At 68.8% G+C, this 21,462-nt stretch carries 25 protein-coding genes and 1 pseudogene; 14 read left to right on the top strand and 12 right to left on the bottom strand.

What is annotated here, in order from left to right; translation table 11 throughout:
• Positions 1 to 423 carry a hypothetical protein gene (locus LFM09_RS16610; RefSeq protein ID WP_414097342.1) on the top strand — a complete coding sequence of 141 codons (423 nt, stop codon included), beginning with the start codon at positions 1 to 3 and terminating at the stop codon, positions 421 to 423.
• A gap of 52 nt (positions 424 to 475) precedes the next feature.
• Here LFM09_RS16610 and LFM09_RS16605 read toward each other — a convergent pair.
• Positions 476 to 1,765 (bottom strand): annotated as a pseudogene (locus tag LFM09_RS16605) (MFS transporter).
• A gap of 116 nt (positions 1,766 to 1,881) precedes the next feature.
• Here LFM09_RS16605 and LFM09_RS16600 point away from each other — a divergent pair.
• From LFM09_RS16600 to LFM09_RS16590, 3 genes are read left to right on the top strand one after another with little or no spacing between them, the layout of a single operon-like run.
• Positions 1,882 to 2,541 (top strand): response regulator transcription factor, encoded by a 660-nt coding sequence (locus LFM09_RS16600; protein WP_414097341.1) that lies wholly within the window; start codon positions 1,882 to 1,884, stop codon positions 2,539 to 2,541.
• The gene (locus LFM09_RS16595) at positions 2,542 to 3,846 is read left to right on the top strand and encodes a sensor histidine kinase (protein WP_414097340.1); all 1,305 of its coding nucleotides are present in this window, start codon (positions 2,542 to 2,544) and stop codon (positions 3,844 to 3,846) included.
• Complete coding sequence (locus LFM09_RS16590; protein ID WP_414097339.1) at positions 3,843 to 4,706, top strand: TAXI family TRAP transporter solute-binding subunit; 864 nt, start codon at positions 3,843 to 3,845, stop codon at positions 4,704 to 4,706. The genes LFM09_RS16595 and LFM09_RS16590 overlap by 4 nt, the downstream gene beginning before the upstream one ends.
• A 135-nt stretch (positions 4,707 to 4,841) precedes the next feature.
• Here LFM09_RS16590 and LFM09_RS16585 read toward each other — a convergent pair whose 3' ends face one another.
• From LFM09_RS16585 to LFM09_RS16565, 5 genes are all read right to left on the bottom strand, one after another.
• Positions 4,842 to 5,807, bottom strand: a complete 966-nt coding sequence (locus LFM09_RS16585; protein WP_414097338.1) for a VWA domain-containing protein — start codon at positions 5,805 to 5,807, stop codon at positions 4,842 to 4,844.
• The gene (locus tag LFM09_RS16580; RefSeq protein WP_414097534.1) at positions 5,804 to 6,685 is read right to left on the bottom strand and encodes a DUF58 domain-containing protein; all 882 of its coding nucleotides are present in this window, start codon (positions 6,683 to 6,685) and stop codon (positions 5,804 to 5,806) included. Before LFM09_RS16580 ends, LFM09_RS16585 begins: the two co-directional genes overlap by 4 nt.
• A 62-nt stretch (positions 6,686 to 6,747) precedes the next feature.
• Complete coding sequence (locus LFM09_RS16575) at positions 6,748 to 7,797, bottom strand: AAA family ATPase (protein ID WP_414097337.1); 1,050 nt, start codon at positions 7,795 to 7,797, stop codon at positions 6,748 to 6,750.
• A 62-nt stretch (positions 7,798 to 7,859) separates the two neighbouring features.
• Positions 7,860 to 8,390 carry a molybdenum cofactor guanylyltransferase gene (locus LFM09_RS16570; RefSeq protein WP_414097336.1) on the bottom strand — a complete coding sequence of 177 codons (531 nt, stop codon included), beginning with the start codon at positions 8,388 to 8,390 and terminating at the stop codon, positions 7,860 to 7,862.
• Positions 8,387 to 9,070 carry a TetR/AcrR family transcriptional regulator gene (locus LFM09_RS16565; RefSeq protein ID WP_414097335.1) on the bottom strand — a complete coding sequence of 228 codons (684 nt, stop codon included), beginning with the start codon at positions 9,068 to 9,070 and terminating at the stop codon, positions 8,387 to 8,389. Before LFM09_RS16565 ends, LFM09_RS16570 begins: the two co-directional genes overlap by 4 nt.
• A 77-nt stretch (positions 9,071 to 9,147) precedes the next feature.
• Here LFM09_RS16565 and LFM09_RS16560 point away from each other — a divergent pair, with 77 nt between their 5' ends.
• On the top strand, positions 9,148 to 10,050 hold the full coding sequence (locus LFM09_RS16560; RefSeq protein WP_414097334.1) for an ATP-binding cassette domain-containing protein: 903 nt from the start codon (positions 9,148 to 9,150) through the stop codon (positions 10,048 to 10,050).
• A complete protein-coding gene (locus tag LFM09_RS16555) occupies positions 10,047 to 10,790 on the top strand; it encodes an ABC transporter permease (RefSeq protein WP_414097333.1) in 744 nt (247 codons plus the stop codon). The genes LFM09_RS16560 and LFM09_RS16555 overlap by 4 nt, the downstream gene beginning before the upstream one ends.
• Here LFM09_RS16555 and LFM09_RS16550 read toward each other — a convergent pair.
• Positions 10,777 to 11,649, bottom strand: a complete 873-nt coding sequence (locus LFM09_RS16550) for an aldo/keto reductase (RefSeq protein ID WP_414097332.1) — start codon at positions 11,647 to 11,649, stop codon at positions 10,777 to 10,779. The two genes, LFM09_RS16555 and LFM09_RS16550, sit on opposite strands and share 14 nt — an antisense overlap.
• A 28-nt stretch (positions 11,650 to 11,677) precedes the next feature.
• On the opposite strand from LFM09_RS16550, the gene LFM09_RS16545 reads away from it, so the two are divergent.
• A complete protein-coding gene (locus LFM09_RS16545; RefSeq protein ID WP_414097533.1) occupies positions 11,678 to 12,019 on the top strand; it encodes a DUF2203 domain-containing protein in 342 nt (113 codons plus the stop codon).
• On the opposite strand, the gene LFM09_RS16540 is transcribed toward LFM09_RS16545, so the two are convergent.
• Positions 12,016 to 12,909 (bottom strand): hypothetical protein, encoded by an 894-nt coding sequence (locus tag LFM09_RS16540; protein ID WP_414097331.1) that lies wholly within the window; start codon positions 12,907 to 12,909, stop codon positions 12,016 to 12,018. The genes LFM09_RS16545 and LFM09_RS16540 overlap by 4 nt on opposite strands.
• Positions 12,910 to 13,000: 91 nt before the next feature.
• On the opposite strand from LFM09_RS16540, the gene LFM09_RS16535 reads away from it, so the two are divergent.
• The 3 genes from LFM09_RS16535 to LFM09_RS16525 are packed head-to-tail and all read left to right on the top strand — an operon-like array spanning position 13,001 to position 15,039.
• Positions 13,001 to 13,549 carry a cysteine hydrolase family protein gene (locus LFM09_RS16535; RefSeq protein ID WP_414097330.1) on the top strand — a complete coding sequence of 183 codons (549 nt, stop codon included), beginning with the start codon at positions 13,001 to 13,003 and terminating at the stop codon, positions 13,547 to 13,549.
• Positions 13,546 to 14,448, top strand: a complete 903-nt coding sequence (locus LFM09_RS16530; RefSeq protein WP_414097329.1) for a GlxA family transcriptional regulator — start codon at positions 13,546 to 13,548, stop codon at positions 14,446 to 14,448. Before LFM09_RS16535 ends, LFM09_RS16530 begins: the two co-directional genes overlap by 4 nt.
• Positions 14,449 to 14,481: 33 nt before the next feature.
• Complete coding sequence (locus tag LFM09_RS16525; RefSeq protein ID WP_414097328.1) at positions 14,482 to 15,039, top strand: cysteine hydrolase family protein; 558 nt, start codon at positions 14,482 to 14,484, stop codon at positions 15,037 to 15,039.
• A gap of 249 nt (positions 15,040 to 15,288) precedes the next feature.
• On the opposite strand, the gene LFM09_RS16520 is transcribed toward LFM09_RS16525, so the two are convergent.
• Positions 15,289 to 15,930, bottom strand: a complete 642-nt coding sequence (locus tag LFM09_RS16520; protein WP_414097327.1) for an epimerase — start codon at positions 15,928 to 15,930, stop codon at positions 15,289 to 15,291.
• Between the two features lie 17 nt (positions 15,931 to 15,947).
• Here LFM09_RS16520 and LFM09_RS16515 point away from each other — a divergent pair, with 17 nt between their 5' ends.
• Positions 15,948 to 16,367 (top strand): barnase inhibitor, encoded by a 420-nt coding sequence (locus tag LFM09_RS16515; RefSeq protein WP_414097326.1) that lies wholly within the window; start codon positions 15,948 to 15,950, stop codon positions 16,365 to 16,367.
• Here the strand turns inward: LFM09_RS16515 and LFM09_RS16510 are convergent.
• Entirely contained in the window at positions 16,348 to 16,878 is a 531-nt protein-coding gene (locus tag LFM09_RS16510) for a TetR/AcrR family transcriptional regulator (RefSeq protein ID WP_414097325.1), read from the bottom strand. The genes LFM09_RS16515 and LFM09_RS16510 overlap by 20 nt on opposite strands.
• 51 nt (positions 16,879 to 16,929) lie before the next feature.
• Between LFM09_RS16510 and LFM09_RS16505 the strand changes: the two genes are divergently transcribed.
• The 3 genes from LFM09_RS16505 (at position 16,930) to LFM09_RS16495 (ending at position 18,458) form a co-directional block, all read left to right on the top strand.
• A complete protein-coding gene (locus LFM09_RS16505) occupies positions 16,930 to 17,406 on the top strand; it encodes a GNAT family N-acetyltransferase (protein WP_414097324.1) in 477 nt (158 codons plus the stop codon).
• 91 nt (positions 17,407 to 17,497) lie between these two features.
• Positions 17,498 to 17,935 (top strand): PLAT/LH2 domain-containing protein, encoded by a 438-nt coding sequence (locus LFM09_RS16500; protein ID WP_414097323.1) that lies wholly within the window; start codon positions 17,498 to 17,500, stop codon positions 17,933 to 17,935.
• Positions 17,936 to 18,035: 100 nt separating this feature from the next.
• Entirely contained in the window at positions 18,036 to 18,458 is a 423-nt protein-coding gene (locus LFM09_RS16495) for a PLAT/LH2 domain-containing protein (RefSeq protein WP_414097322.1), read from the top strand.
• A gap of 42 nt (positions 18,459 to 18,500) precedes the next feature.
• On the opposite strand, the gene LFM09_RS16490 is transcribed toward LFM09_RS16495, so the two are convergent.
• Both LFM09_RS16490 and LFM09_RS16485 read right to left on the bottom strand, forming a co-directional pair.
• On the bottom strand, positions 18,501 to 19,799 hold the full coding sequence (locus LFM09_RS16490) for an NlpC/P60 family protein (RefSeq protein ID WP_414097321.1): 1,299 nt from the start codon (positions 19,797 to 19,799) through the stop codon (positions 18,501 to 18,503).
• A 144-nt stretch (positions 19,800 to 19,943) separates the two neighbouring features.
• Complete coding sequence (locus tag LFM09_RS16485) at positions 19,944 to 21,458, bottom strand: class I adenylate-forming enzyme family protein (RefSeq protein WP_414097320.1); 1,515 nt, start codon at positions 21,456 to 21,458, stop codon at positions 19,944 to 19,946.
• Positions 21,459 to 21,462 lie beyond the last annotated feature (4 nt).

Below are 21,462 nucleotides of genomic sequence, written 5' to 3'. Positions count from 1 at the left end.
ATGCTGAAGAAGATCGGTGCCACCGTGCTGGCGGCCGCCGCCATCGCCGTGACCTTCACCGGTACGGCGCAGGCCGAGTACAACCCGAAGTGCCCGAGCGGCGTCACCCAGATCGGGTCGACGAAGATCCTCAAGTGGCGCACGGAGACCGTCGCGTCGGTCAAGCAGTTCAAGGGCTGCAACAAGAACTGGGCCTACGTCTGGGTCTGGGACACGTGGCTGGCCAAGCACAAGGAGCCGTTCGAGATCAGCGCGGGCGTCTCGACCCGGATCAGCGAGAGTTCCGTCGACTACGTGAAGACCTGGAACAAGCAGGAGCTGTGGTCTTCCGGCGCGGACACGCTGAAGGAGTGCACCAGGGCGGGCGGTGGGGTCTGGAACTCCACCTTCAGCGCCGGCGACTGGACCGACGAACGCTGCTAGTCCTGAAGAAGGCGGAGGGCAGTCGCCGCAAGACCGCCCTCCGCGTGGCTCATCAGTCCTTGTCCAGGACCGAGTCTTTGGAGGTCTCGCGCATGAACCCGTAGACCAGCAACGAGATCAGCACGCACCCGGCGACGTAGTAGAAGAACACCGACTCCATGCCGGCCTGCTTGAACCACAGCGCCACGTACTCCGCGGTGCCGCCGAAGATCGCCACGGTCAGCGCGTACGGCAGGCCGACGCCCAGCGCGCGGATGTTCGTCGGGAACAGCTCGGCCTTCACGATCGCGTTGATCGACGTGTAACCGGTGACGATCACCAGGCCGCCCAGCATGAGCAGGAACGCCGGGAACGCTTCAGAGGTGCGAGCCAGCGTCGACAGCAGCGGCACGGTTGCCAGCGTGCCGAGCACATCGAACCCGAGCAGCAGTGGACGGCGGCCGATCCGGTCGGACAGCGCGCCCGCGATCGGTTGCAGCACCACGAACACCAGCAGCGCGCCGAAGTTGATCCAGCTGACGGTCGCGGCGTCGATCTTGCTGGTGTTCACCATGAACTTCTGCAGATAGGTCGTGTACGTGTAGAACGCGACCGTGCCACCCAACGTCAGGCCGACGACGAGCAGACATTCCTTGGGGTGCTTGAGCAACGCCTTGAAGGTGCCCTTTTCGGGGTTTTCCTTCTGCTTCTCGAAGTTCTCCGACTCGTCCATCCCGCGGCGCAGCCACATCACGACGATCGCGCCGGTCGCCCCGATGACGAACGCGATCCGCCAGCCCCACTCCGTCATCTCGGGCTTGGACAGGAACTGCTGCAGCACGATCTGCACGCCCAGCGCGACCAGCTGACCGGCCGTCAGCGTCACGTACTGGAAACTCGAGTAGAAACCGCGACGCGCCGGTCAGGCCACTTCGGACAGATAGGTCGCCGAGGTCGCGTACTCACCACCGACCGACAGCCCCTGCAACAACCGCGCCAGGACCAGCAGAATCGGCGCGGCCACGCCGATCGTGGCGTACGACGGGGTCAACGCGATGATCAACGAACCGAACGCCATCAGCGTGACCGAGAGGGTCAACGCGGCGCGGCGGCCGTGGCGATCGGCGTAGCGGCCGAGCAACCAGCCGCCCAGCGGTCGCATCAGGAAGCCGACGGCGAACACGGCGGCGGTGTTGAGCAGCTGCGCGGTCTGGTCGCCCTTGGGGAAGAACGCGGCCGCGAAGTAGATGCTGAACGCGGTGTAGGCGTACCAGTCGTACCACTCGATCAAGTTTCCGACTGATCCGCGCAGCACGTTCGCCACCACTCGGCGCTCGGCGCGTTTTTCCTGAACGACTGTCATGGCCGACACGATCTCGGCGGACGGACACCCCTCACAACCTGGGCTGTAGGTTCTTTACAGTCACTTAAGCGCGTCGCCTCGCGCACGAAACGACCTTATGGGGCGATACTTCTCAAATGCGGGTGCTGTTGGTCGAAGACGACGACGGTGTCGCCGACGCCCTGGTGGAAGCGCTGCGGGCGAACGGCCACCGGCCCACCCGTGTGCGCAGGGGCGCCGACGCGTTGATCGCGCATCGGGACGCGGACGTGGTGCTGCTCGACCTCGGCCTGCCCGATCAGGACGGCCTGGAGGTGCTGCGCAAGCTCCGCAAGATCGACCCGGTGCCGGTGCTGGTGCTGACCGCGCGCGGCGACGAGCGGACCGTGGTGCGCGGGCTGCGGCTGGGAGCGGACGACTACCTGGTCAAGCCGGTGCGGCTGGCCGAGTTGCTGGCGCGCATCGACGCGGTCGCCCGGCGCAGCGCGGCCCGGTCGCAGGAACCGGACGACGTCGTGCGGGTCTCCGACGTGGAGATAGACCTGCAGAGCCGTCAGGTCGTGGTCGGCGGGCGCGAGATCTCGTTGACGACCAAGGAGTTCGACGTGCTGGCGGTGCTGGCGCGCAGGCCTGGCACGGCGGTGAGCCGGCAGCAGTTGATGGACGAGGTGTGGGGCAACGCCTTCGTCGCGGTGTCCCGGACGTTGGACGTCCATCTCACGCAGCTGCGGGCGAAGCTCGACCGGCCGGGGCTGCTGCACACGATCCGCGGTTTCGGCTACCGGCTCGGTGAATAGATGCGGCAACGGCTTCTGTTGGTGCTGCTGCTGTTCTCACTGTCGGCGGTCACCGCGTTCGCGCTGCCGCTGCTGATGAGCACGGCGTCCGAGCGCACCCAGCAGTTCGTGATCAGCCGCACCGCGGACCTCGACCGCTTCGCCACCCTGCCCGCCGACGTCGTGGTGTCCGAGGCGTTGCGGTACAACGAGATCTACGGCGAGGAGGTCGTGGTCGTCAACGCGGCCGGCGCGCCCGTCGTCGAGGCCGGGATGACGGTCGCCGACGTCTCCACGCAGATCGATGCCGCGCTGCGCAACCAGCCCGCCGCACCTGTGCCGACCGTGATGCCGTGGAGCGGCGGCGATGTCCTGTTCGCCCGTCCTGTCGGCACCGGAACGAAGGTCGCGGGCGCTGTCGTGCTGCGAGCGTCCACTGAGGTTGCCGCGTTGGACGTCGCACGGCGGTGGGCGTTCGTGCTGGCAGGAGCCCTGCTGGCGGCGTGTGCGTGCGTGCTGCTCGCGTTGGTGGTGGCGCGGTGGCTGCTGCGGCCTCTCAAGGAGCTCGACCGGGGTGTCCGGGCGGTCGCGGAGGGGCAGCGGCGCACGCACGTCGCCGACACCGCGGGGCCGGCCGAGCTGCGGGCGTTGTCCGAGTCGTTCAACCGCATGTCGGACGCCGTGGCTGAGGCCGCCGACCAGCAACGACGCCTGATCGCCGACGCCTCCCACCAGCTGCGCAACCCGATGGCGGCGCTGCGGCTCCGGGTGGACATGCTGCCGTCCAACGGCTCGCTGCTGACCGAGGTCGAACGACTGGAGTCGCTGCTGGACGGACTCCTGGCGCTGGCCTCGGCGGAGAGCACCGCGACCGAACGCGCGGCGGGCGGTGTCGAGCCTGAACTAGCTGACCTGCAAGTGGTGGCGCATGACCGGGTCGACGCGTGGCGTGCGGCGGCGAGTTCGGCCGGGGTGACGATCACGGTCGAGGACCGCGCGCCGGGACTGGTGCGGTGTGCGGTGTCGGATCTGGCGCAGGTGCTGGACGTGTTGCTGGACAACGCCATCAAGTACGGCGGGTCGCAGGTCACGGTGGTGTGCGACCGGGCGACGCTGACGGTGCGGGACAACGGGCCCGGTTTGTCCAAAAAGGACATCAAACACGCGACCGAACGGTTCTGGCGCGGCGACGACTCCCAGCGCGGGACCGGGCTGGGGCTGGCGATCGCGGATCGGATCGTGACGACGCATGACGGAAAGCTGAAGCTGCACACGGACGGCGGGCTGGTGGTCACCGTGGAACTGCCGAAGGAGCCGCTGCTATGAGGCGGCGAACCTTCCTCGTAGGTCTGCTCGCGTTGACCGCGTGCGGGACGAGCGAGCCGAGCGGCACGATCCGGATCGCCGGCGGCGAACCCGGCGGTTTCTACAACGACTTCGCCGCCCTCCTCTCCCGCCTCTCCCCCAGCCCCCTGACCATCACCCCGATCGAGACCGGCGGCAGTGCCGACAACCTCAAACACCTCCGCGAAGGCACCGCCGACCTCGCCCTGACGCTGAGCGACAGCGCCCACCTGGAGTCCGGCCTGGTCGCCCTGGGCCGCGTCTACGAGAACTACCTGCAGCTGGTCGTCCTCGACTCCTCGCCCTACCGGACCCCGGCCGACCTGATCGGCAAACCCGTGTCCCTGGGCGCGGCCGGGTCCGGCGCCGCACTCCAGGGCGAACGGCTCGCGCTGGGCGTTCAGGAAGAGCACTACCCGCTGCGCAACGCCATCGACGCCCTGAAGAAAGGCGAGATCGCGGCGCTGCTGTGGTCCGGCGGCGTCCCCACCCCCGAGCTCAACAAGGCGAGCGGCATCAGGCTGCTGCCGCTCGACACGTTCCTCCCGAGGCTGCGCCAGGACTACGGCAAGGTCTACGAGCGCGTGGACGTCCGCATGGGCGTGTACGGCTCCCAGGTCGACATCCCCACGATCGGCACCCCGAACCTGCTGGTGTGCCGCCCCGACCTGAGCACCGAGTACGCGGGCGCCGTCGTGCGCCTGCTCATCGCCAAGGCCGCGCAGCTCGTGCCGGACCAGGCGCTCGGCACCCAGTACCTCGACGTGCGCAGCCTCATCGACACGGGCAAGGTGCCACTGCATCCCGGCGCGGCAACGGAGTACCGGAGGCTGCACGGATGATCATCACCTGATCGACGAGGTCCGCCTGTCCGTCAACCCGGTCGCGATCGGCGCGGGCACGCCGTTCTTCAAGAAGCCGAACGCCCTGGCGTTCAAGAGCACCAGGGCGTTCGGAAACGGCGTCGTGGAGCTGCGCTACGGCAGGCGTTGACCCAGGATCAGCGCTCCGGCCGCGGCGAACATCGCGGTCAAGGTCCCGAGCAGCAGCCAGGGCTTGGACGCGTCCGCCTGCTTCTTCTCGTAGCCGATCTGCTCGCCGAGCGTGTCGTACACGCGACGCAGCTCCTCGGCGGAAGCCGCCTTGAAGAATTCACCGCCGGAGATCTTCGCGATCTCCTTCATCGAGTCGTCGTCGACCGGCACGGACTGCTGCCGGCCCTCGATGTCGACCACGCCGTCCTCGGTGCCGAACGAGATCGTGGAGATCGGGATCCCGGCCTTCTTGGCGTCCTCGGCCGCGTCGAAAGCCTTGCGGGTGCCCACGGTCTCCTTGCCGTCCGTCATCAGCACGATGCGGGCGGGCGGCGGGCCCTCGGCGCCGCCGACGACCTTGCCGAACGAGTCGATCGACGCCATCGCGGCCACCAGCGCGTCACCGGTCGCGGTCGACTGGGCCAGCTTCAGCCCGTCGATCGACTGCGTCACGGCCGCACGGTCCGTCGTCGGCGCGACCAGCACGGTGGCCGAGCCGGCGAACGAGATCAGCCCCAGGTTGATGCCCGGCGTCAGGCCCTCGGCGAACGACTTGGCGGCCACCTGCGCGGCTTCCAGACGTGAAGGCTTCACGTCCGTCGCCTTCATCGACAGCGACACGTCGACCACCAGCATGACGGTGGCCCGGTTGCGCGGGACCCGTTGCTCGGACGTCGGCCCGGCCAGCGCCACGGTCAGCAACGCCAGGGCCGCCAGCAGGAACGCCGCCGGCACGTGGCGCGACCAGCGTTCCCGTTTGGGCGCAACGCGTTCCAGCAGTTCGAGGTTCGTGAACCGGAGCACCCTCTTGCGGCGCACCCGTTGCACCACCACGTAGCCCGCCGCCAGCAACGCGACCCCGATGAGCAGCAGGAACCACAACGGGGCGACGAAGTTGGAGAAGCTCATGCGACACCCCCAGACCAGCGACGCTTGCGCGCCACCACGAAACGAACCGTGTCCGCGATCCAGTCCGAGTCGGTCCGCAGCACCAGGTGCCCGGCGCCCGCGCGCCGCAGCCCGGCCGCGACCTCTCCCCGGTGTTCCGCGGCCGCGGCGTTGAACTCCTTGCGCAGCAACGCGGACGCGGTCACCTCGCGCTGCCGGCCGGTCTCCGGGTCGGACAGCACGACGGTGCCGACCTCGGGCAGGTCGACGTCACGCGGGTCCACGATCTCGATGGCGACGATGTCGTGCCGCGCGGACAACGCGCGCAGCGGCCGTTGCCACTCCATGCCACCGAGGAAGTCGGAGATCACCACGATCAGGCCGCGTCGCCGTGGCGGACGGCGGAGCTGCTCCAGCAAGGCCGCCAGGTCGCCGCGCGTGCCCTCTTCCGCACGCGGCAGCTCGGCGATCTTGCGGATCATGCCCCGCGCGTGGGCCAGGCCGCCTCGTGCCGGGACGCGGATGTTGTCCGCGCCCGTCGAGACAGCGGCGCCGATCCGGTTGCCACCGCCGCGCGTCAGGTGCGCGACCGCGGCCGTCGCGGCGATGGCCAGGTCGCGCTTCTCGCAGACCGCCGTGCCGAAGTCGAGCGACGGCGACAGGTCGATCGCCATCCACGTCTCCAGCTCGCGGTCCGCGACCGTCTCGCGGATGTGCGGCACGGTCGTGCGCGCGGTGACCGCCCAGTCCATCCGGCGCACGTCGTCGCCCGGCTGGTAGGTCCTGGCCTCGCCCGGCTCGGTGCCCGGCCCCGGCACGAGGCCGAGGTGGTTGCCCTGCAGCAGGCCGTCGAGGCGGCGCCGGACGTCGAGCTCCAGCATGCGCAGCGCGGCCTCCATCCGGACGCCTCGCAGCACGGGCGGCGCCCACGAAGGGCGCTCTTCGGTGGTCTTCTCGCGGCTCACGGCCTACCAGCCGGAACCGGCTGCTGCGGACGGGCCGACACCTGCGGCAACGGCACGATCTGCAGCACTCGGGTGATGATGTGGTCGATCGGCACGCCGTCGGCCAGCGCGTCGTACGAGAGCACCAGGCGGTGACGCAGCACGTCCGGCACCACGTCCACGACGTCCTGCGGCAGCACGTAGTCACGCCCGCGGACCAGTGCCAGGCCACGCGCGGCGGCGATGATGCCCAGCGACGCACGCGGCGAAGCACCGTACGCGACCCAGCCCGCGACGTCGGTGAGGCCGTGCTCACCGGGTGCGCGGGTCGCGATCACCAGGCGCACCACGTAGTCGACCAGCGCGTGGTGGACGAAGACGCGCGACGCCACGCCCTGCAGGCGCACCAGTTCCTCCGGCGAGAGGACCTGGCTCGGCGTGGGCGCTTCGACGCCCATGCGGTAGACGATCTCGCGCTCTTCCTCGGCGGTCGGGTACTCGACCTGGATCTTGAACAGGAACCGGTCGCGCTGCGCCTCGGGCAGCGGGTACACGCCCTCGTTCTCGATCGGGTTCTGCGTGGCCAGCACGAGGAACGGGTCGGGCATCGGGAAGGTCTTGCCACCGATGGACACGTGCCGCTCGGCCATCACCTCGAGCATCGCCGACTGCACCTTGGCGGGCGCGCGGTTGATCTCGTCGGCGAGCACGAAGTTCGCGACGACAGGCCCGAGCTCGACGTCGAACGCCTCGCTGGACTGGCGGTAGATGCGGGTGCCGAGGATGTCGGCGGGCACCAGGTCGGGCGTGAACTGCACGCGGGAGAACGAGCCGCCCACGACGCGGGCGAACGTCTCGACGGCGAGCGTCTTCGCGACACCCGGCACACCTTCGAGCAGCAGATGGCCCTTGGCCAGCAGACCCACGAGCATCCGCTCGACGAGCCGGTCCTGGCCGACGATGACCCGCTTCACCTCGAACACGGTGCGTTCGAGCAGCTGGGCGTCACGAGCCGGGGTGACGGGCGCCGATGCGTTCGGCGTTGCCTCGGCGGCGGGCTCGGTCACGTGCGGGCCTCCATGCGAAACAGGGTTTTACCGATGGTTGTTCAGTCTTGCTGACGCGCTGTTCAACCGGCGTGAAGGGTGTCCAGGTCGTCCGGCGTGTCGACGTCCTGCGCCTCACCGGGCAAAGCGGACACTTCCACGGGTTGCAGCCGCTGGAGAGTCTTGCGCAGCGGCAGGTTGCGTGGATCTTCAGGTAGGGCTTCGCGCAGCTCGGCCGCTTTCCAGATGCCGATCAGCCACTGCGTGCGGTCGTCCTTGAGCACGGCGTTCGCGCCCGCGCCGCGCAGTCTGGCGATCGTGTCCCTGGTGAGTCCGGGTTGATCGACGGCGAGCACCGCGACCCAGTCCTCGGTGATCTTCGCGAGCCCCGCGGCCAGACCGGCGAGCGGACCACCACCGGGTGGATCCTCGCGCGCCCAGAGAACGTTCGGGAGATCCTTTTCCGGCCCCACAACGACAACCTGGCTCGCATCGTCCACAACGGACAGGACGTGGTCGAGCAACGTCGCGTCCCGGTAGGACAGTGCGGCCTTGTCGACGCCGCCGAGCCGTTCGCCCTTGCCGCCGGTGAGGATGATCGCCGCGTACGTCATGCCCGTCCTCCGATGTGTGCCGCGACACCTTCGAGGAACAGGTGCAGGCCGAAGTCGAATTCGGCGGCGACGTCCTCGGCCTCGAAGAGGTCGTCCATGTCGAAGACGCCGGCCGCGACGATCTTCGCGAGCGCCGGCATCCGGCGCGGGTCGACGATCTCGCGCAGCCGCTGCCCGTACAGGCGGCTGAACTGGGCCGGGTCGTTCTCGTACCCCTGCGTCAGCGTGACGCTCAACCACGCCTCACCGTGCACGAACGTCATCAGCCCCATCACCACGCCGACCTTCTCCCCCGCCTCCAGCGGCGTGTCGTCGAGCGCGCCCAGCGCACAGTCGAACCAGGCGAGGCTCCTGAGGCCGGTCGGCGGGCCGTTCATCGGGATCTGCAGGAACCACGGACGCCTGCGGACACCGCTGAGCAGCGCCTTCGCCCAGACCTCGAGCTTGGCGCGCCACTCGCCGTCCGGCAGCACGGGCGGCTCGTCGAACGCGGCGTCGGCCATCAGCGCGAGGAGCTCGTCCTTGCTCTTCACGTGCCGGTAGAGCGCCATCGTCGAGTTGCCCAGCTCCTGCGCGACGCGGGCCATCGACACGGCAGTGAGCCCCTCGGCGTCCGCGACCGCGATGGCGGCCCGCGTGATGTCGGCGGCGTCGATGGTCGGCTTGCGCCCCCTTTTCATACCCCCTAGTCAAACAGATGCGTATGCCATACGCTAATTCAGGTTTTGCGTATGAGGTACGCATAAAAGGGGGTTCCATGATCGTCGAGACAGAGGGCCTGACGAAGAGATACGGCTCGCAGACCGTGCTCAAGGGCCTGGACCTGAAGGTGGCGGAGGGTTCGGTGCTCGCGCTGCTCGGGCCGAACGGTGCGGGCAAGACGACCACGATCCGCATCCTGAGCACGCTGACCAGGCCCGATGGTGGTTCCGCACAGGTCTGCGGGTTCGACGTGGTGCGCGAGGCGGCTGCGGTTCGCGGGGTGATCGGCCTGACCGGGCAGTACGCGGCGGTGGACGAGGAGCAGACCGGGCGCGAGAACCTGTTCATGATCGCTCGCCTGCGCCGTTTCAGCCGGTCAGCGGCTCGCGCACGGTCGTCGGAACTGCTGGAGCGCTTCGACCTGGTGGACGCGGCGGACCGGCGCGTGAAGACGTACTCCGGCGGCATGCGGCGCCGGCTGGACCTGGCGATGAGCCTGGTGTCGACGCCGCGGCTGCTGTTCCTGGACGAGCCGACGACCGGCCTCGACCCGGTGAGCCGCACGACGATGTGGGACGCGATCGGCGACCTGGTGCGCGACGGCGTGACGATCTTCCTCACGACCCAGTACCTGGAGGAGGCCGACCGCCTCGCCGACCGGATCGTGGTGCTGCACAACGGAGATGTGGTCGCCGATGGCACCGCGGACGCGTTGAAGAACTCGGTCGGCGGCACCCGGCTGGATCTGACCTTCGGTTCGGCCGAGGACGCGTTGCGCGCCCAGGCCGTGGTCGGCGGCGCCGTGGACGGGGTGACGCTGAGCCTGCCGTCCGACGGCAGCGCCCTGCATCTGCACTCCGTGCTGGACGACCTGCGGGCAGCGCGGGTGGTGCGGGTGTCCGAGCACCGCCCGACCTTGGACGACGTCTTCACCTCGCTGACGGCGGTGGCCGCGTGAACGCCTCGTTGACCATGGCCGGCCGCAGCATCCGGTTGAGCCGGCGCAACCTCGACCTCGTGATCATGGCGATCCTGCTGCCGGTGCTGATGATGTTGCTGTTCGTGTACGTCTTCGGCGGCGCGATCGGCGACGTCGAGTCCTATGTGGACTACGTGGTGCCCGGCATAGTCGTGCTGTGCACCGGTTACGGCGCCACGTCCACCGCGATGTCGGTGGCCGACGACATGAAGAAGGGCGTCGTCGACCGCTTCCGCTCGATGCCGATCAGCAGCTTCGCCGTGCTGACCGGCCACGTCACCGCCTCCGTCGCACGCAACGCCGTGGCGACGTTCGCGGTGGTGCTGGTGGCGTTGCTGATGGGCTTCCGGCCGTCGGCCTCGGTGGGCGGCTGGGTGCTCGCGATGGGACTGCTGCTGATCTACGTGCTGGCGCTCTCGTGGCTCGCGGCGGGATTCGGCGTGATCGCGCGGACCGTCGAGTCCGCGAGCCTGCTGGGCTTCTTCATGCTGTTCCTGCCGTACCTGAGCAGCGCTTTCGTGCCCGTCGCGACGATGCCCGCGGTGCTGCGGGTGATCAGCGAGCACCAGCCGATCACGCCGGTCATCGAGACCGTGCGCGCGTTGCTGAACGGTCAGCCCGCGACCTCGGGCTGGCTCGCGCTGGCGTGGTCCGGTGGGTTGCTGGTGGTCGCTTTCGGTTGGGCGACCTGGTTGTTCAGCCGGATCAGCCGCCGTTGAGGTGCAGCGCGTCGAGGCGGGTGAGGTCCTCGGGGGTCAGTCGGAGGTCGCCCGCCTCGATGTTCTGCCTGAGGTGCTCGGGGTCGCCGGTGCCGGGGATGACGAGCACGTGCGGCCCTCTGGCCAGCGTCCACGCCAGCCTGACCTGTGCCGGCGAGGCGTTGTGCTTGACCGCGATCTCGGTGACCTCGTGGTCCTCGGCGTTCGTGCCGGCCTCCTTGTTCGCACCGGCGAGCGCGAAGAACGGCACGAACGCGACGTTGCGCTCGCCGCAGACGCCGAGGAAGTCGTCCTGCTCGGGGTGGTGGCCGAGCCCGTACGAGTTCTGCACGCACACCACGGGGGCGATTTTCTGCGCTTGGTCGAGGTGCGGTGGTTTGACGTTCGACAACCCGAGGTGCCGGATCAGGCCTTCGTCGCGGAGCTTCGCGAGCTGCTCGAAGTGCCTGCTGACGTCGTCGAGCCCGCTGACGCGCAGGTTGACCACGTCGAGGTGATCACGGCCCAGTTGCCGGAGGTTCTCCTCGACCTGACCTCGCAGCTGTGGTGGCGTGGCGAGCGGCAGCCACTCCCCCTGCGGTGACCGGCTCGGCCCGACCTTGGTGACGATCACCAGGTCGTCCGGGTAGGGCGAGAGCGCGCTGTTGATCAGTTCGTTCGCGGACCTGGTGGCGGAGAAGTAGAACGCGGCCGTGTCGATGTGGTTGACGCCCAGCCTCACGGCTTCCCGGAGGACCTCGATCGCCTGCTCGCGGTTGCGCGGCTTGGCTTTCGGGGCGAGCGCGGCCCCCACCTGCGGCAGTCGCATCGCGCCGAACCCGATCCGGTTCACGGTGAGGTCACCCAGTCGCCACGTCATTCCGTCCACTGTGCCAGCCTTGGCACTCGTGGGACTGTTCACGCTCGCTGAAGCGCAGGCCGAACTGGCGCGGTTGTTGCCCGTGCTGGACGAGATCGTGCGCCTGCGCGCCGACGCCGCCGAACTGGCCGTGGGCTCGTCTTCCCTGGGTGGGCTGCCGGAGTTCAAGGGCGCGCAGGCGCGGTTGGACGAGCTGATGGAGGCCGTCCAGCAGACCGGTGCCGAGCTGAAGGGCTTCGCGCCGTTGCTCGTCGACTTCCCGTCGGAGATGGACGGGGTGCCGGTGCTGTTGTGCTGGCTGGAGGGTGACCGCGAGCTGGCCTGGTACCACCGGGCCGATCTGGGGTTCGCCGGCCGTCGTCCGCTCTAGGGCGCCAGGAGTCCGGCGACCAGCAGCATGCCGATCAGCCCGGCGACGAGGCCGAACGCCATGACGTGCTGCTTGGCGGTGGTGCGGCCGGGCATGCGGTGCAGGATGATCCCGGCGGCGAGGCTCAGGGTCACCGCTATGGGCACCAGCGCTCGCCAGGCCTTGTCCCACGTGAACGGCAGGTAGTCGTCCGCGCCGTACAGCGACAGGATCAGCGCGGGCAGACCGAGTCCGGCGGCGGCCGCGGCGGCGAGCATGTTGAACCGTTGCTGCGCCTCACCTTCCTGCGCGACGGCGAACGTGGAGACGCTGCCCAGCAACGACTGCAGCCGGGTGATCTCCTCGGCCAGCTCCACGTCCATCGCCTCGCAGTGCCGCAACGCTGCCGGGGTGCCCCGGCGTTCACGAATCGCCTCACGCGCGAGGTCCCGCGCCCTGCTGAACGCCATCGACAACTCCACCAGCTGAGCCAGCACCGTCCTGAGCGCGGTGCTGCGGCGCTGGGCGAGCAGGTCGGCGACCCGGCGTTCCATCTCGTAGCGCAGGTCCCTGAGCTGGGCGACGGTGTTGCGGGACCCCTCGGTGATGGCCTTCGCGATCGTCGGCGCGCCGTCGCTGATCGGATGGGCGGGGTGCTTGAGGGTGTCGCTCAGATCCTTGTGCCGCCACGGGGTCTGGTGCCAGCCGCCGTCCTCACGCCAGGCCGCGTGCACCGCCAGCGCGATCTTGCCCGCCTCGACGCGTGCCTCGCCCACCACGATCTCGCGTTCACCCGGCGTGCCGATCACCCGCACGAACGGTGCCACGACCGCGTCCTCCGCGACGTCGTCGGTGAGGGTGATCTCGGCGCCTAAGTCAGGATCGGCGGGGTCGCCCGCGAACACTCGCATACCGATGATCTTCGCATGATGACCGGATCCGTCCGTTCCTCGGCCAGGTGGTGCCTGTTTCCCCGTTCTGGTTCCGGCGAGGCTTGGTGGCATGAAGCGAGCATTGATCGTCATCGACGTGCAGGAGTCGTTCCGCCAGCGCCCCAACTGGGCGGAGGTGTCCAACCCGGACATCGCGGGCAAGGTGAACCGGCTGGTCGACATGTCGCGCGACAACGGCGACCTCGTCGTGTGGGTGCTGCACGCCGAACCTGGCTCCGGCAACGTGTTCGACCCCGCGCTCGGGCACGTGCGGCTGATCGACGGGCTCAAGCCGCTCGACGACGAGCAGATCCTGACCAAGACGTCGCACAACGCGTTCACCACGACGAACCTGCAGCAGACGCTGACCCAGCACGGCGTGCGGGAGCTGCTGATCAGCGGCATCCGGACCGAGCAGTGCTGCGAGACGACCACGCGGGTGGGGTCGGACCTCGGGTTCGACATGACGTTCGTGACGGACGCGACCGCGACGACGCCGCTGCCGCACTGGCGGACCGGGAAGGTGCTGGGCGTCGAGGAGATCATCGAGCGGACCGAGTACGTGCTCGCCGGTCGGTTCGCGCGGATCTCGGACGTGAGTACGCTGACCGGATCGTGACCAGAGTCGTTTTCCTGCTCGTACCTGGAGTGCACCTGCTCGACCTCGCGGGGCCGGCGCAGGTGTTCTCCAGCGCGGACGACTTCGTGGACGGCTACGAGCTGTCGTACGTGGGCGACGCGGAGTCCGTGCTCAGCCATCAGGGCGTGCCGCTGGGCGCGTCGACCGAGCTGCCCTCTCTCGACGTGCACGACCTCGTGTTCGTGCCGGGGTGGCGGTCGCCGAAGATCGTGGGTTCCGGTGCGTTGAGTGCGCGCGCGTTGACGTGGTTGCGCGCGCACCACTCGAAAGGCGGCACGGTCGCGAGCGTGTGCGCCGGCGCAGACGCGCTGGGTCGCGCAGGTCTGCTCGACGGCCGCCGCTGCACCACGCACCACGAACTGCAGGACGAGCTCGAACGCCGCTACCCAGCCGCACGCGTCGTGCGCGACGTCCTCTACGTGGAAGACGATCGGGTCGTGACGTCCGCCGGCATCGCCAGCGGCATCGACCTGGCCCTGCACCTCGTTGCCGTGCGCAACGGCCCGTCTGTCGCGGCCGCCGTCGCACGCACGATGGTCGTCTACGCGCGCAGGAACGGCGACGACCAACAGGCCAGCGTCCTGCTGCGCCACCGTTCGCACGTCAACGAAACCGTGCACCGCGTTCAGGACGTCATCGAGTCACGCCTCGCCGACCGCCTCTCACTCACCGAACTGGCCACGCTCGCCGGGTGCAGCGAGCGAACGGTCACCCGGCTGTTCGGCAAGGCGACGGGCATGACGCCGCTGAAGTACCAGCAGGCGCTGCGCGTGGAACGAGCCGAACACCTCATCGGCCAGGGCGCCACGGTCGAGACCGCCGCACGCAACGTCGGCTTCGAGGACGCACGAATGCTGCGCCGCCTGCGTTCGCGCTGAAAATTGTCAGACCTGAGGCATAGTGTGACCCGCGTGACGACTCTGGCGAACCGCCCCAACACCGCACTGCTCGTGATCGACGTCCAGAACGGCGTCGTGAACCACGCCCACAACCGCGACGAGGTCGTTGCCAACGTGGCCACCCTCGTCGACAAGGCCCGCGCGGCCGGCGTCGACGTCGTGTGGGTGCAGCACAGCAACCCCGAGCACATGCCGAAGGAGTCCGACGGCTGGCAGTTCGTGCCCGAGCTCAAGCTCGCCGACGGCGAACCGGTGGTGCACAAGACCTACGCCGACTCCTTTGAGGACACCGACCTCGAAGACGTGCTGGCAGGCAAGGGAATCGGCAGCCTCGTGGTGTCCGGCGCGCAGACCGACGAGTGCATCCGCTCGACCCTGCACGGCGCGATCGTCCGCGGCTACGACGCCCTGCTGGTGAGCGACGCGCACACGACCGAGGACCTGTCGGAGTGGGGCGCGCCCACCCCGGACAAGGTCATCGCGCACACGAACCTCTACTGGGAGAACCACACCGCGCCGGGCCGTGCGGCGGGCGTGGTCAAGACCGAGGACGCGTTCAAGCCCGCGTGACCAGGTGACGGCTCGTCACGTGATCGTTGGCCGCACAGGACCGCGCAGTGCAATCCGACGGCCATCCCGCGTACTTCGTTGCTTGGGCCTCGACAGCCCGGGTGTGGCGGCGCACTCCTCGCCGCCACACGTGCAGGTGCGCGTTCCGCGTCCTCCTCGCCCCCAGCGCTCAGCGAGTCGGCGATCAACGCCGCGGGACCGCAACCGATGCAGGCGCGCCGCAGCGTGCGCTCCTCGGTCAGCCGAGCGTCACGACGCCAGCCGGTTGATCTCGTCGCTGCGCAGAACCCGCGCCGCCTGAGCACCCTTCGCCAGCGCGACCATCGCCCGCCCGAGCTGGTCGGTGCTGGTGACGAACTTGGGCGCCACCTTCCGCAACAACGGCAACAGCCACGAAGACCACGAGTAGATGTAGCGGTAGATCCGGGTCCGCGACGTGATGCCGTGCCGCGGCTGGATGAACCCCGGCCGCACCACGAACGCCGGCCGGTCCAACCCCAGCACCTCGTTCTCCGTGCGCCCCTTCACCCGCGCCCACATCGTCTTGCTCTCGGCGTCCGCACCTTCGCCCGACACGTACACAAACGTGCCACCGACAACACGCGCCGCCTCAAGCGCGTAGTCGTGTGTCACGGGCGTGTACTCGGCCTCGGTCAGACCCGCCGACGTCACGCCCATGCAGTAGAAGCAGGCGTCGGCGTCGGACAACTCGGCCGCGATCGGCGACAGGTCACCGAAATCGGCGTGCACGACGTGCCGCAGCTTGGGGTCGGCAGCCGGAAGCGGCGACCGTCCCACCGTCACGACGGAGCCGACGTCGGGGTCGAGCAGGCACTCCCGCAGCGCACCCTGACCGACCATTCCGGACGCACCGAAAATCACTACCTTCACCCCGCCAAACTAGTGGAGTGAACGGAAGAAAGTGCGACTTGCCCGTGCTGGTCGTGGACGGCGACCTCTTCTCCGACTTCGGCGGCTTCGCGCGCGAGTTCAGCAAGCTGCTCGACGACCACGTCTGGAAGGAGAGCCTGGACGCGTTCAACGACATCCTCCGCGGCGGTTTCGGCACCCCCGAGCGCGGCTGGATCTTCCGGTGGCTCAACTCCGACCGGTCCCGCGAGGCGCTCGGGTACGAGGCGACGCTCAAGCGGCTGGAACGGATGCTCGTCACCTGCCACCCGACCAACCGCGAGCACGTCCAGGCCAGGATCGACAGCGCGCGGCGCGCGGAGGGCCCGACGCTGTTCGACGAGATCGTCGAGATCATCCAGATCCACGGACCCGGCGGTTCGGAGTCCGCGGACAACGTCATTCTCGAACTGCGCTGAGAGCCGCGGTGGTGCGCTCGACCTCGCCCGTCGCGAGCAGGTCGAGCAAGGCACCCCGCAGCAACGCAAGCTCCCGCGTGCGCCACGCCAGCCCTTCAGCCGTGTCGCGCACGTCTGAAGGCTGCGCGGCCTTGAGGACTTCCAACCAGTCGTCGACGGTCGCGCGCGCGAAGCCTGCCCACGGCCCGTCTGGTTCCACGAGAGAGCGGGCGTAGGCCTCCAGCCACAACGTGAGCAACGGCCGATGCGCCGGCGCGGACAGCCACGCCCACAACCGTTCGACGACGCCCGGACCCGTGCCGATGTCGGACAGCAGCGCCAGCTCGTCCGCACGTGCGCGTGCCAGCAACGCCCTGACCAGGCCTTCCTTGCTGTCGAACAGGTAGAGCAACACCCGCGTGCTCGATCCGATGGCCGCCGCCAGCGGGCGCAGCGACACGTCCGCCAGGCCGTGGGTGAGCACGTACCGGTAGGCGGCTTCGAGAAGTTCGGTTTCCCGCGCGGACGGCATGAGAGTTATTGTCGCATTACTGAAACACTCGTGTCAGTGGGAGGAACTCAAATGCTGATCCGACCCCTCGGCAAACCCGGCGACCTGGGCTGGGTGGTGCAGGCGCACGGCGAGCTCTACGCCGCCGAGCACGACTGGGACACCTCGTTCGAGGCGCTCGTGGCCAAGATCGTCGGCGACTTCGCGGCGGACCACGACGACGCGAAAGAAGCCGCCTGGATCGCCGAGCTCGACGGCGAACGCGTCGGGTGCATCTTCTGCACGAAGGAAACCGACACGACCGCGAAGCTGCGTGTGCTGCTCGTGCACCCGAACGCGCGCGGACACGGCGCGGGCAACCGGCTCGTCGAGAAATGCGTCCAGTTCGCGCGTGATGCCGGATATGTGCGCATTGCATTGTGGACAGTCGAAGGCCTCACGTCAGCCCGCAAGATCTATGAGGCGCACGGATTCGAGCTGACGGAGAAGACGCCGCAACACAGCTTCGGCCACGACGTGACCGGCCAGCGCTGGGAACGCGCACTCTGACCTGCTGATTTCAACATCAGCACATAGTCGTGCAATCACCGGCTGACACCTTCATCCCCAGTACCGCAACACCACAAGAGGGGAACACACCATGAAGGTGACTGCTCGTGCGATCGTCGGCCTCACGGCCGCCGCACTCGCCGCCACGATGGGGATGGGCAGCGCGCAGGCCGCGCCCGGCAACTACCACATCGAGGTCCGGACCTGCAACGTCGAGGACGCGGGCACCGACTCCACCGTCGAGGCGCGCTTCAACGGCACCCTCGCCTCGACCGGCTGGGTCAACCTCGACAACCCCGGCGACGACCGCGAGCGCGGCCGCACGGACGTCTACGACAAGACGTTCACCGACCTCGGCACCGTCACCTCGATCGACATCTACTTCGCCAACAACGACGACAGCCCGCACTGGTGCCTCGAGGAGGTCACCGTCCGCCACCCGAACGGCGCGGTGACGATCCACCCGTTCCACAACTGGCTCCGCCAGAAGTTCCCGAAGACGAGCCCGCTGCGCCTCAACAGGGCCTGAGCCGCTCTCCCGGTGACCCGTCCCTGCGGCGGGTCACCGGGTTCAGGCATGCCCTGAACTGCGGTTTTCATCGATTCCGCAACGCAGAGGGGACCCGAGCATGAAGCTCGCAGCTCGTGCGATCGTCGGCATCGCGGCCGCGGCACTCGCCACCACCGTGGCGACGCCTGCCCAGGCCGTGCCGGCGCAGTACAACGTCCTGGTCGTGACCTGCGACGTCGCGGACGCGGGCACCGACGCCCGAGTCGAGGCGCGTCTGCACGGCGACATCACCAGCCCGTGGTTCGTCCTCGACCACCCGGCCGAGGAGTTCGAGCGCGGCAGCACCGACTCGTTCAACTTCACCATGCAGGACCTCGGCCCGATCCGGTCGGTCGACCTCGCGTTCGACGACCACGGTGACCCCTGGTGCATCGAACAGGTCATCGTGCGCGGCCCGGACGGCGTGTCCGTCCACCCGTACAACAACTGGCTGATCCGGCCGTACCGGAAGACGTTCCCGCTCCGCCTGCAGGCTGCCTGACAGGTCTCCCGGTGGCCCGTCCGTCGGGCGGGTCACCGGGGTTCACAGCAGGCGCGTCACGAACGGCATGATGCCGCCGTACCGCACGGGCGAAATCCGCACCACAGCACCGGAATGCGGCGCCTCGACCATCATGCCGCCGCCCAGGTACAGCGCCACGTGCGTGCCACCGCCCGGACCCCAGAAGATCATGTCCCCCGGCGCCATCTGCGACAGCGGCACCTTGCGGCCGGAGTTGTACTGATAACCGCTGTAGTGCGGCAAATACACGCCCACACCAGCGAACGCGTACATCATCAGGCCCGAGCAGTCGAAGCCGATCTTGCGGTAGTCGCCGTACGAGTCGGCCACGCCGCCATCGCGCACGCCGTACGTCGGGCCGTTGTAGTTGCCGCCACCCCACGCGTAAATCACGCCACGTTGGGACAAAGCACGGTTGATGACGGTCTGCACGCGGCTGCCCGAAGGTGCGGCGACCGGACGACGAGGTGCCTGGGGAGCAGGAGCGGAGGCTGCTGCTGCGGCCGCCGCACGGCGTGCGTTCTCCTCATCCTCGCGCTTCTTCGCCTCGACCCACTGGTCGTACTGACGTCGTTGCGCCTCAAGGCCGTTGACCTCACCACGCGCCGATGCCAGCTCACGTTCGACAGCGTCCTTATCGGACTGAAGCTCTGCCGTCGCCGATGCCTGCGCGGTGTGGGCCTGCACGGCCACCTGCTGCGCGGAGTCCGCGACCTTCTTCGCCTCGTCGGCGGCGGCCTGCTTCGACTCGGCCTTCTGCACGGCCGCACGAGCGGCGGCGTCGAGGTTCGCGGCGGTGCCCTGGTCGCGGGTCACCTGGTCGAGCCGGTTCAGGCTCGACGCCGACACCGCCTCCAGCATCTGGGCGCGGGCCAGCAGGTCCTCGGGCGACTTCGCGCCGATGTAGGCGGAGAACGAACCGATGGTGCTGCCCTGCGCATAGGAAGCGGCGGCGAACTCATCCAGTGCGCGCCGACTCTCCTCCACGGCACGAGATGCCGCATCGGCCTCAACGCGCGCGGCGGCAGCCTCACGGCGGGCGGACTCGGCCTCCGAGATCGCCGTCTCCAGGTCGACGCGGGCCTTGTTCGCGAGCTCGCGCTTGTAGGAGACGTCGTCCATCAGCTCCTGCAGGCGCGACTCGGCCTGCGTCAGCCGGCCGGTCAGCTCGCCCACGCGGGACGCCTTCGCGTCGGCCTCGGCCCGCGACGCCGAGATCTCCGCGTCACTGGGGTTCGGCGGAGGTGGCGGCACAGCATTGGCCGTCCCCGTGAGGACGGCCGTGAACAACACCAACACGGCGGAGAGTCGTGTCAACACCGGACATCACCTCCGACCGCATTAGACCAATCAGACCCATCCGGCGCATCTGGAACTAACGCACCGTCAACCACACGTGTCACAGTGGAACACGGGCGGTGGTCCTTTTGGGACGATCGGAGTCCGGCGTGTCGCCCCAGTGGCCTAGTTGACGCCTCGGTCCCGGCCCGCCCAGTACGGCTCGCGGAGCTTGAACTTCTGGATCTTGCCGGTCGCCGTGCGCGGGATCGAGTCGCGGAACTCCACGGACGTCGGCGCCTTGTACCCGGCGAGCCGCTCCTTGCAGTGCTTGATCAACTCGGCCTCGGTGACGTCACCCGAGCGCACGACCAATGCCTTGATCGTTTCACCCCACTTCTCGTGGGGCACACCGATGACCGCGACCTCGGCGACGGCCGGGTGCGAGAACAGGCAGTCCTCGACCTCGATCGACGACACGTTCTCGCCGCCGGTGATGATGACGTCCTTCTTGCGGTCCGAGATCGTCAGGTAGCCCTCGTCGTCGAAGAAACCGCCGTCACCGGTGTGGAACCAGCCGTCCTCGATCGCGTCCGCGGTGGACTCCGGGTTCTCCCAATAGCCCTCCATGACCACGTTCGAGCGCGCCATCACCTCGCCGTTGTCCGAGATCCGCAGCTGCGCGCCCAACGCCGGCGCACCAGCCCGTGACTGCTTCTTCGCCTTCTCCTCACCCACAGGTCCTGGCTGGGCGCGGTTGAACGTGAGCAGCGGCGCCGTCTCGGTCAGGCCGTAGATCTGCAGGAACTCCCAGCCGAGCTCCTCGGTCACGCGCTGGATCGTGCGCGACGGCGGCGGCGCGCCCGCACACACGATCCGTACGCGGTCACGGCCGGGGATCTCACCGTCCCACGATGCAGCGGCGTCGAGCACGGCGTTCCACACAGCCGGTGCGCCGCACATCAGCGTGACGCCGTGGTCGCGCACACGACGCAGGATCTCGGCGCCGTCGACCTTGCGCAGCACCACCTGCGGCACGCCGAGACCCGCGAGACCGAACGGCATGCCCCAGCCGTTGCAGTGGAACATCGGCAGGACGTGCATGTACACGTCGCCTTCCCACGCACGGGTGTGCATGGCGAACGTAACCGCGTTCAGCCAGATGTTGCGATGCGTGAGTTGCACGCCCTTGGGCCGCGCCGTCGTTCCGGACGTGTAGTTGATGGTCGCGGTCGCGTCCTCCGAGGGCTCGCTCCACGGCCGTGGCTCCACATCGAACCGAAGCAGCGACTCCGACTCCTCGCCCAACGTGAACCGGTGCCGCGCCACCACGTCGTCGAGCTCCAGCTCCGGATCGACGAACAACGCCGAGGCCCCGCTGTGCTCGACGATGTACTTCACCTCGTCGGGTCGCAGGCGGAAGTTCACCGGCACGCAGATCCGCCCGCTGCCGGGGACCGCGTGCAGCAGTTCCAGCAGCCGCGCCGAGTTGTGGCTGACGACGGCGATCCGCTCGCCCTCGCCGATGCCCAACGCGTCGAGCCCGGCCTGCCACGCGCGCACGCGAACAGCCATCTCCGCATACGTCGTCGTCTCGACCGGTTTGGCGGGCTGGTCGGGCTCGTCGATGGTCGCGGTCGTCGCGCCGAACGCGAACGACGCCCGGTCCAGGAAGTCCGTGGTGATCAGCGGTACGCGCATGGTC

The sequence above is a fragment of the Lentzea alba genome, assembly GCF_047445655.1.
GTDB lineage: Bacteria > Actinomycetota > Actinomycetes > Mycobacteriales > Pseudonocardiaceae > Lentzea > Lentzea alba_A.
Note: the sequence above shows the minus strand (reverse complement) of the source record. Positions and strands in the feature narration are given on the sequence as shown.

What these genes read in the sequence shown, in the direction of transcription:
- LFM09_RS16590 (WP_414097339.1), top strand. Translation starts at nt 3,843, where the DNA reads ATGAGGCGGCGAACCTTCCTCGTAGGTCTGCTCGCGTTGACCGCGTGC.
- LFM09_RS16595 (WP_414097340.1), top strand. Translation starts at nt 2,542, where the DNA reads ATGCGGCAACGGCTTCTGTTGGTGCTGCTGCTGTTCTCACTGTCGGCG.
- LFM09_RS16495 (WP_414097322.1), top strand. Translation starts at nt 18,036, where the DNA reads ATGAAGCTCGCAGCTCGTGCGATCGTCGGCATCGCGGCCGCGGCACTC.
- LFM09_RS16510 (WP_414097325.1), bottom strand. Translation starts at nt 16,878, where the DNA reads ATGCCGTCCGCGCGGGAAACCGAACTTCTCGAAGCCGCCTACCGGTAC.
- LFM09_RS16540 (WP_414097331.1), bottom strand. Translation starts at nt 12,909, where the DNA reads ATGCGAGTGTTCGCGGGCGACCCCGCCGATCCTGACTTAGGCGCCGAG.
- LFM09_RS16585 (WP_414097338.1), bottom strand. Translation starts at nt 5,807, where the DNA reads ATGAGCTTCTCCAACTTCGTCGCCCCGTTGTGGTTCCTGCTGCTCATC.
- LFM09_RS16600 (WP_414097341.1), top strand. Translation starts at nt 1,882, where the DNA reads ATGCGGGTGCTGTTGGTCGAAGACGACGACGGTGTCGCCGACGCCCTG.
- LFM09_RS16570 (WP_414097336.1), bottom strand. Translation starts at nt 8,390, where the DNA reads ATGACGTACGCGGCGATCATCCTCACCGGCGGCAAGGGCGAACGGCTC.
- LFM09_RS16565 (WP_414097335.1), bottom strand. Translation starts at nt 9,070, where the DNA reads ATGAAAAGGGGGCGCAAGCCGACCATCGACGCCGCCGACATCACGCGG.
- LFM09_RS16505 (WP_414097324.1), top strand. Translation starts at nt 16,930, where the DNA reads ATGCTGATCCGACCCCTCGGCAAACCCGGCGACCTGGGCTGGGTGGTG.
- LFM09_RS16485 (WP_414097320.1), bottom strand. Translation starts at nt 21,458, where the DNA reads ATGCGCGTACCGCTGATCACCACGGACTTCCTGGACCGGGCGTCGTTC.
- LFM09_RS16500 (WP_414097323.1), top strand. Translation starts at nt 17,498, where the DNA reads ATGAAGGTGACTGCTCGTGCGATCGTCGGCCTCACGGCCGCCGCACTC.
- LFM09_RS16560 (WP_414097334.1), top strand. Translation starts at nt 9,148, where the DNA reads ATGATCGTCGAGACAGAGGGCCTGACGAAGAGATACGGCTCGCAGACC.
- LFM09_RS16535 (WP_414097330.1), top strand. Translation starts at nt 13,001, where the DNA reads ATGAAGCGAGCATTGATCGTCATCGACGTGCAGGAGTCGTTCCGCCAG.
- LFM09_RS16610 (WP_414097342.1), top strand. Translation starts at nt 1, where the DNA reads ATGCTGAAGAAGATCGGTGCCACCGTGCTGGCGGCCGCCGCCATCGCC.
- LFM09_RS16580 (WP_414097534.1), bottom strand. Translation starts at nt 6,685, where the DNA reads ATGGAGGCCGCGCTGCGCATGCTGGAGCTCGACGTCCGGCGCCGCCTC.
- LFM09_RS16550 (WP_414097332.1), bottom strand. Translation starts at nt 11,649, where the DNA reads ATGACGTGGCGACTGGGTGACCTCACCGTGAACCGGATCGGGTTCGGC.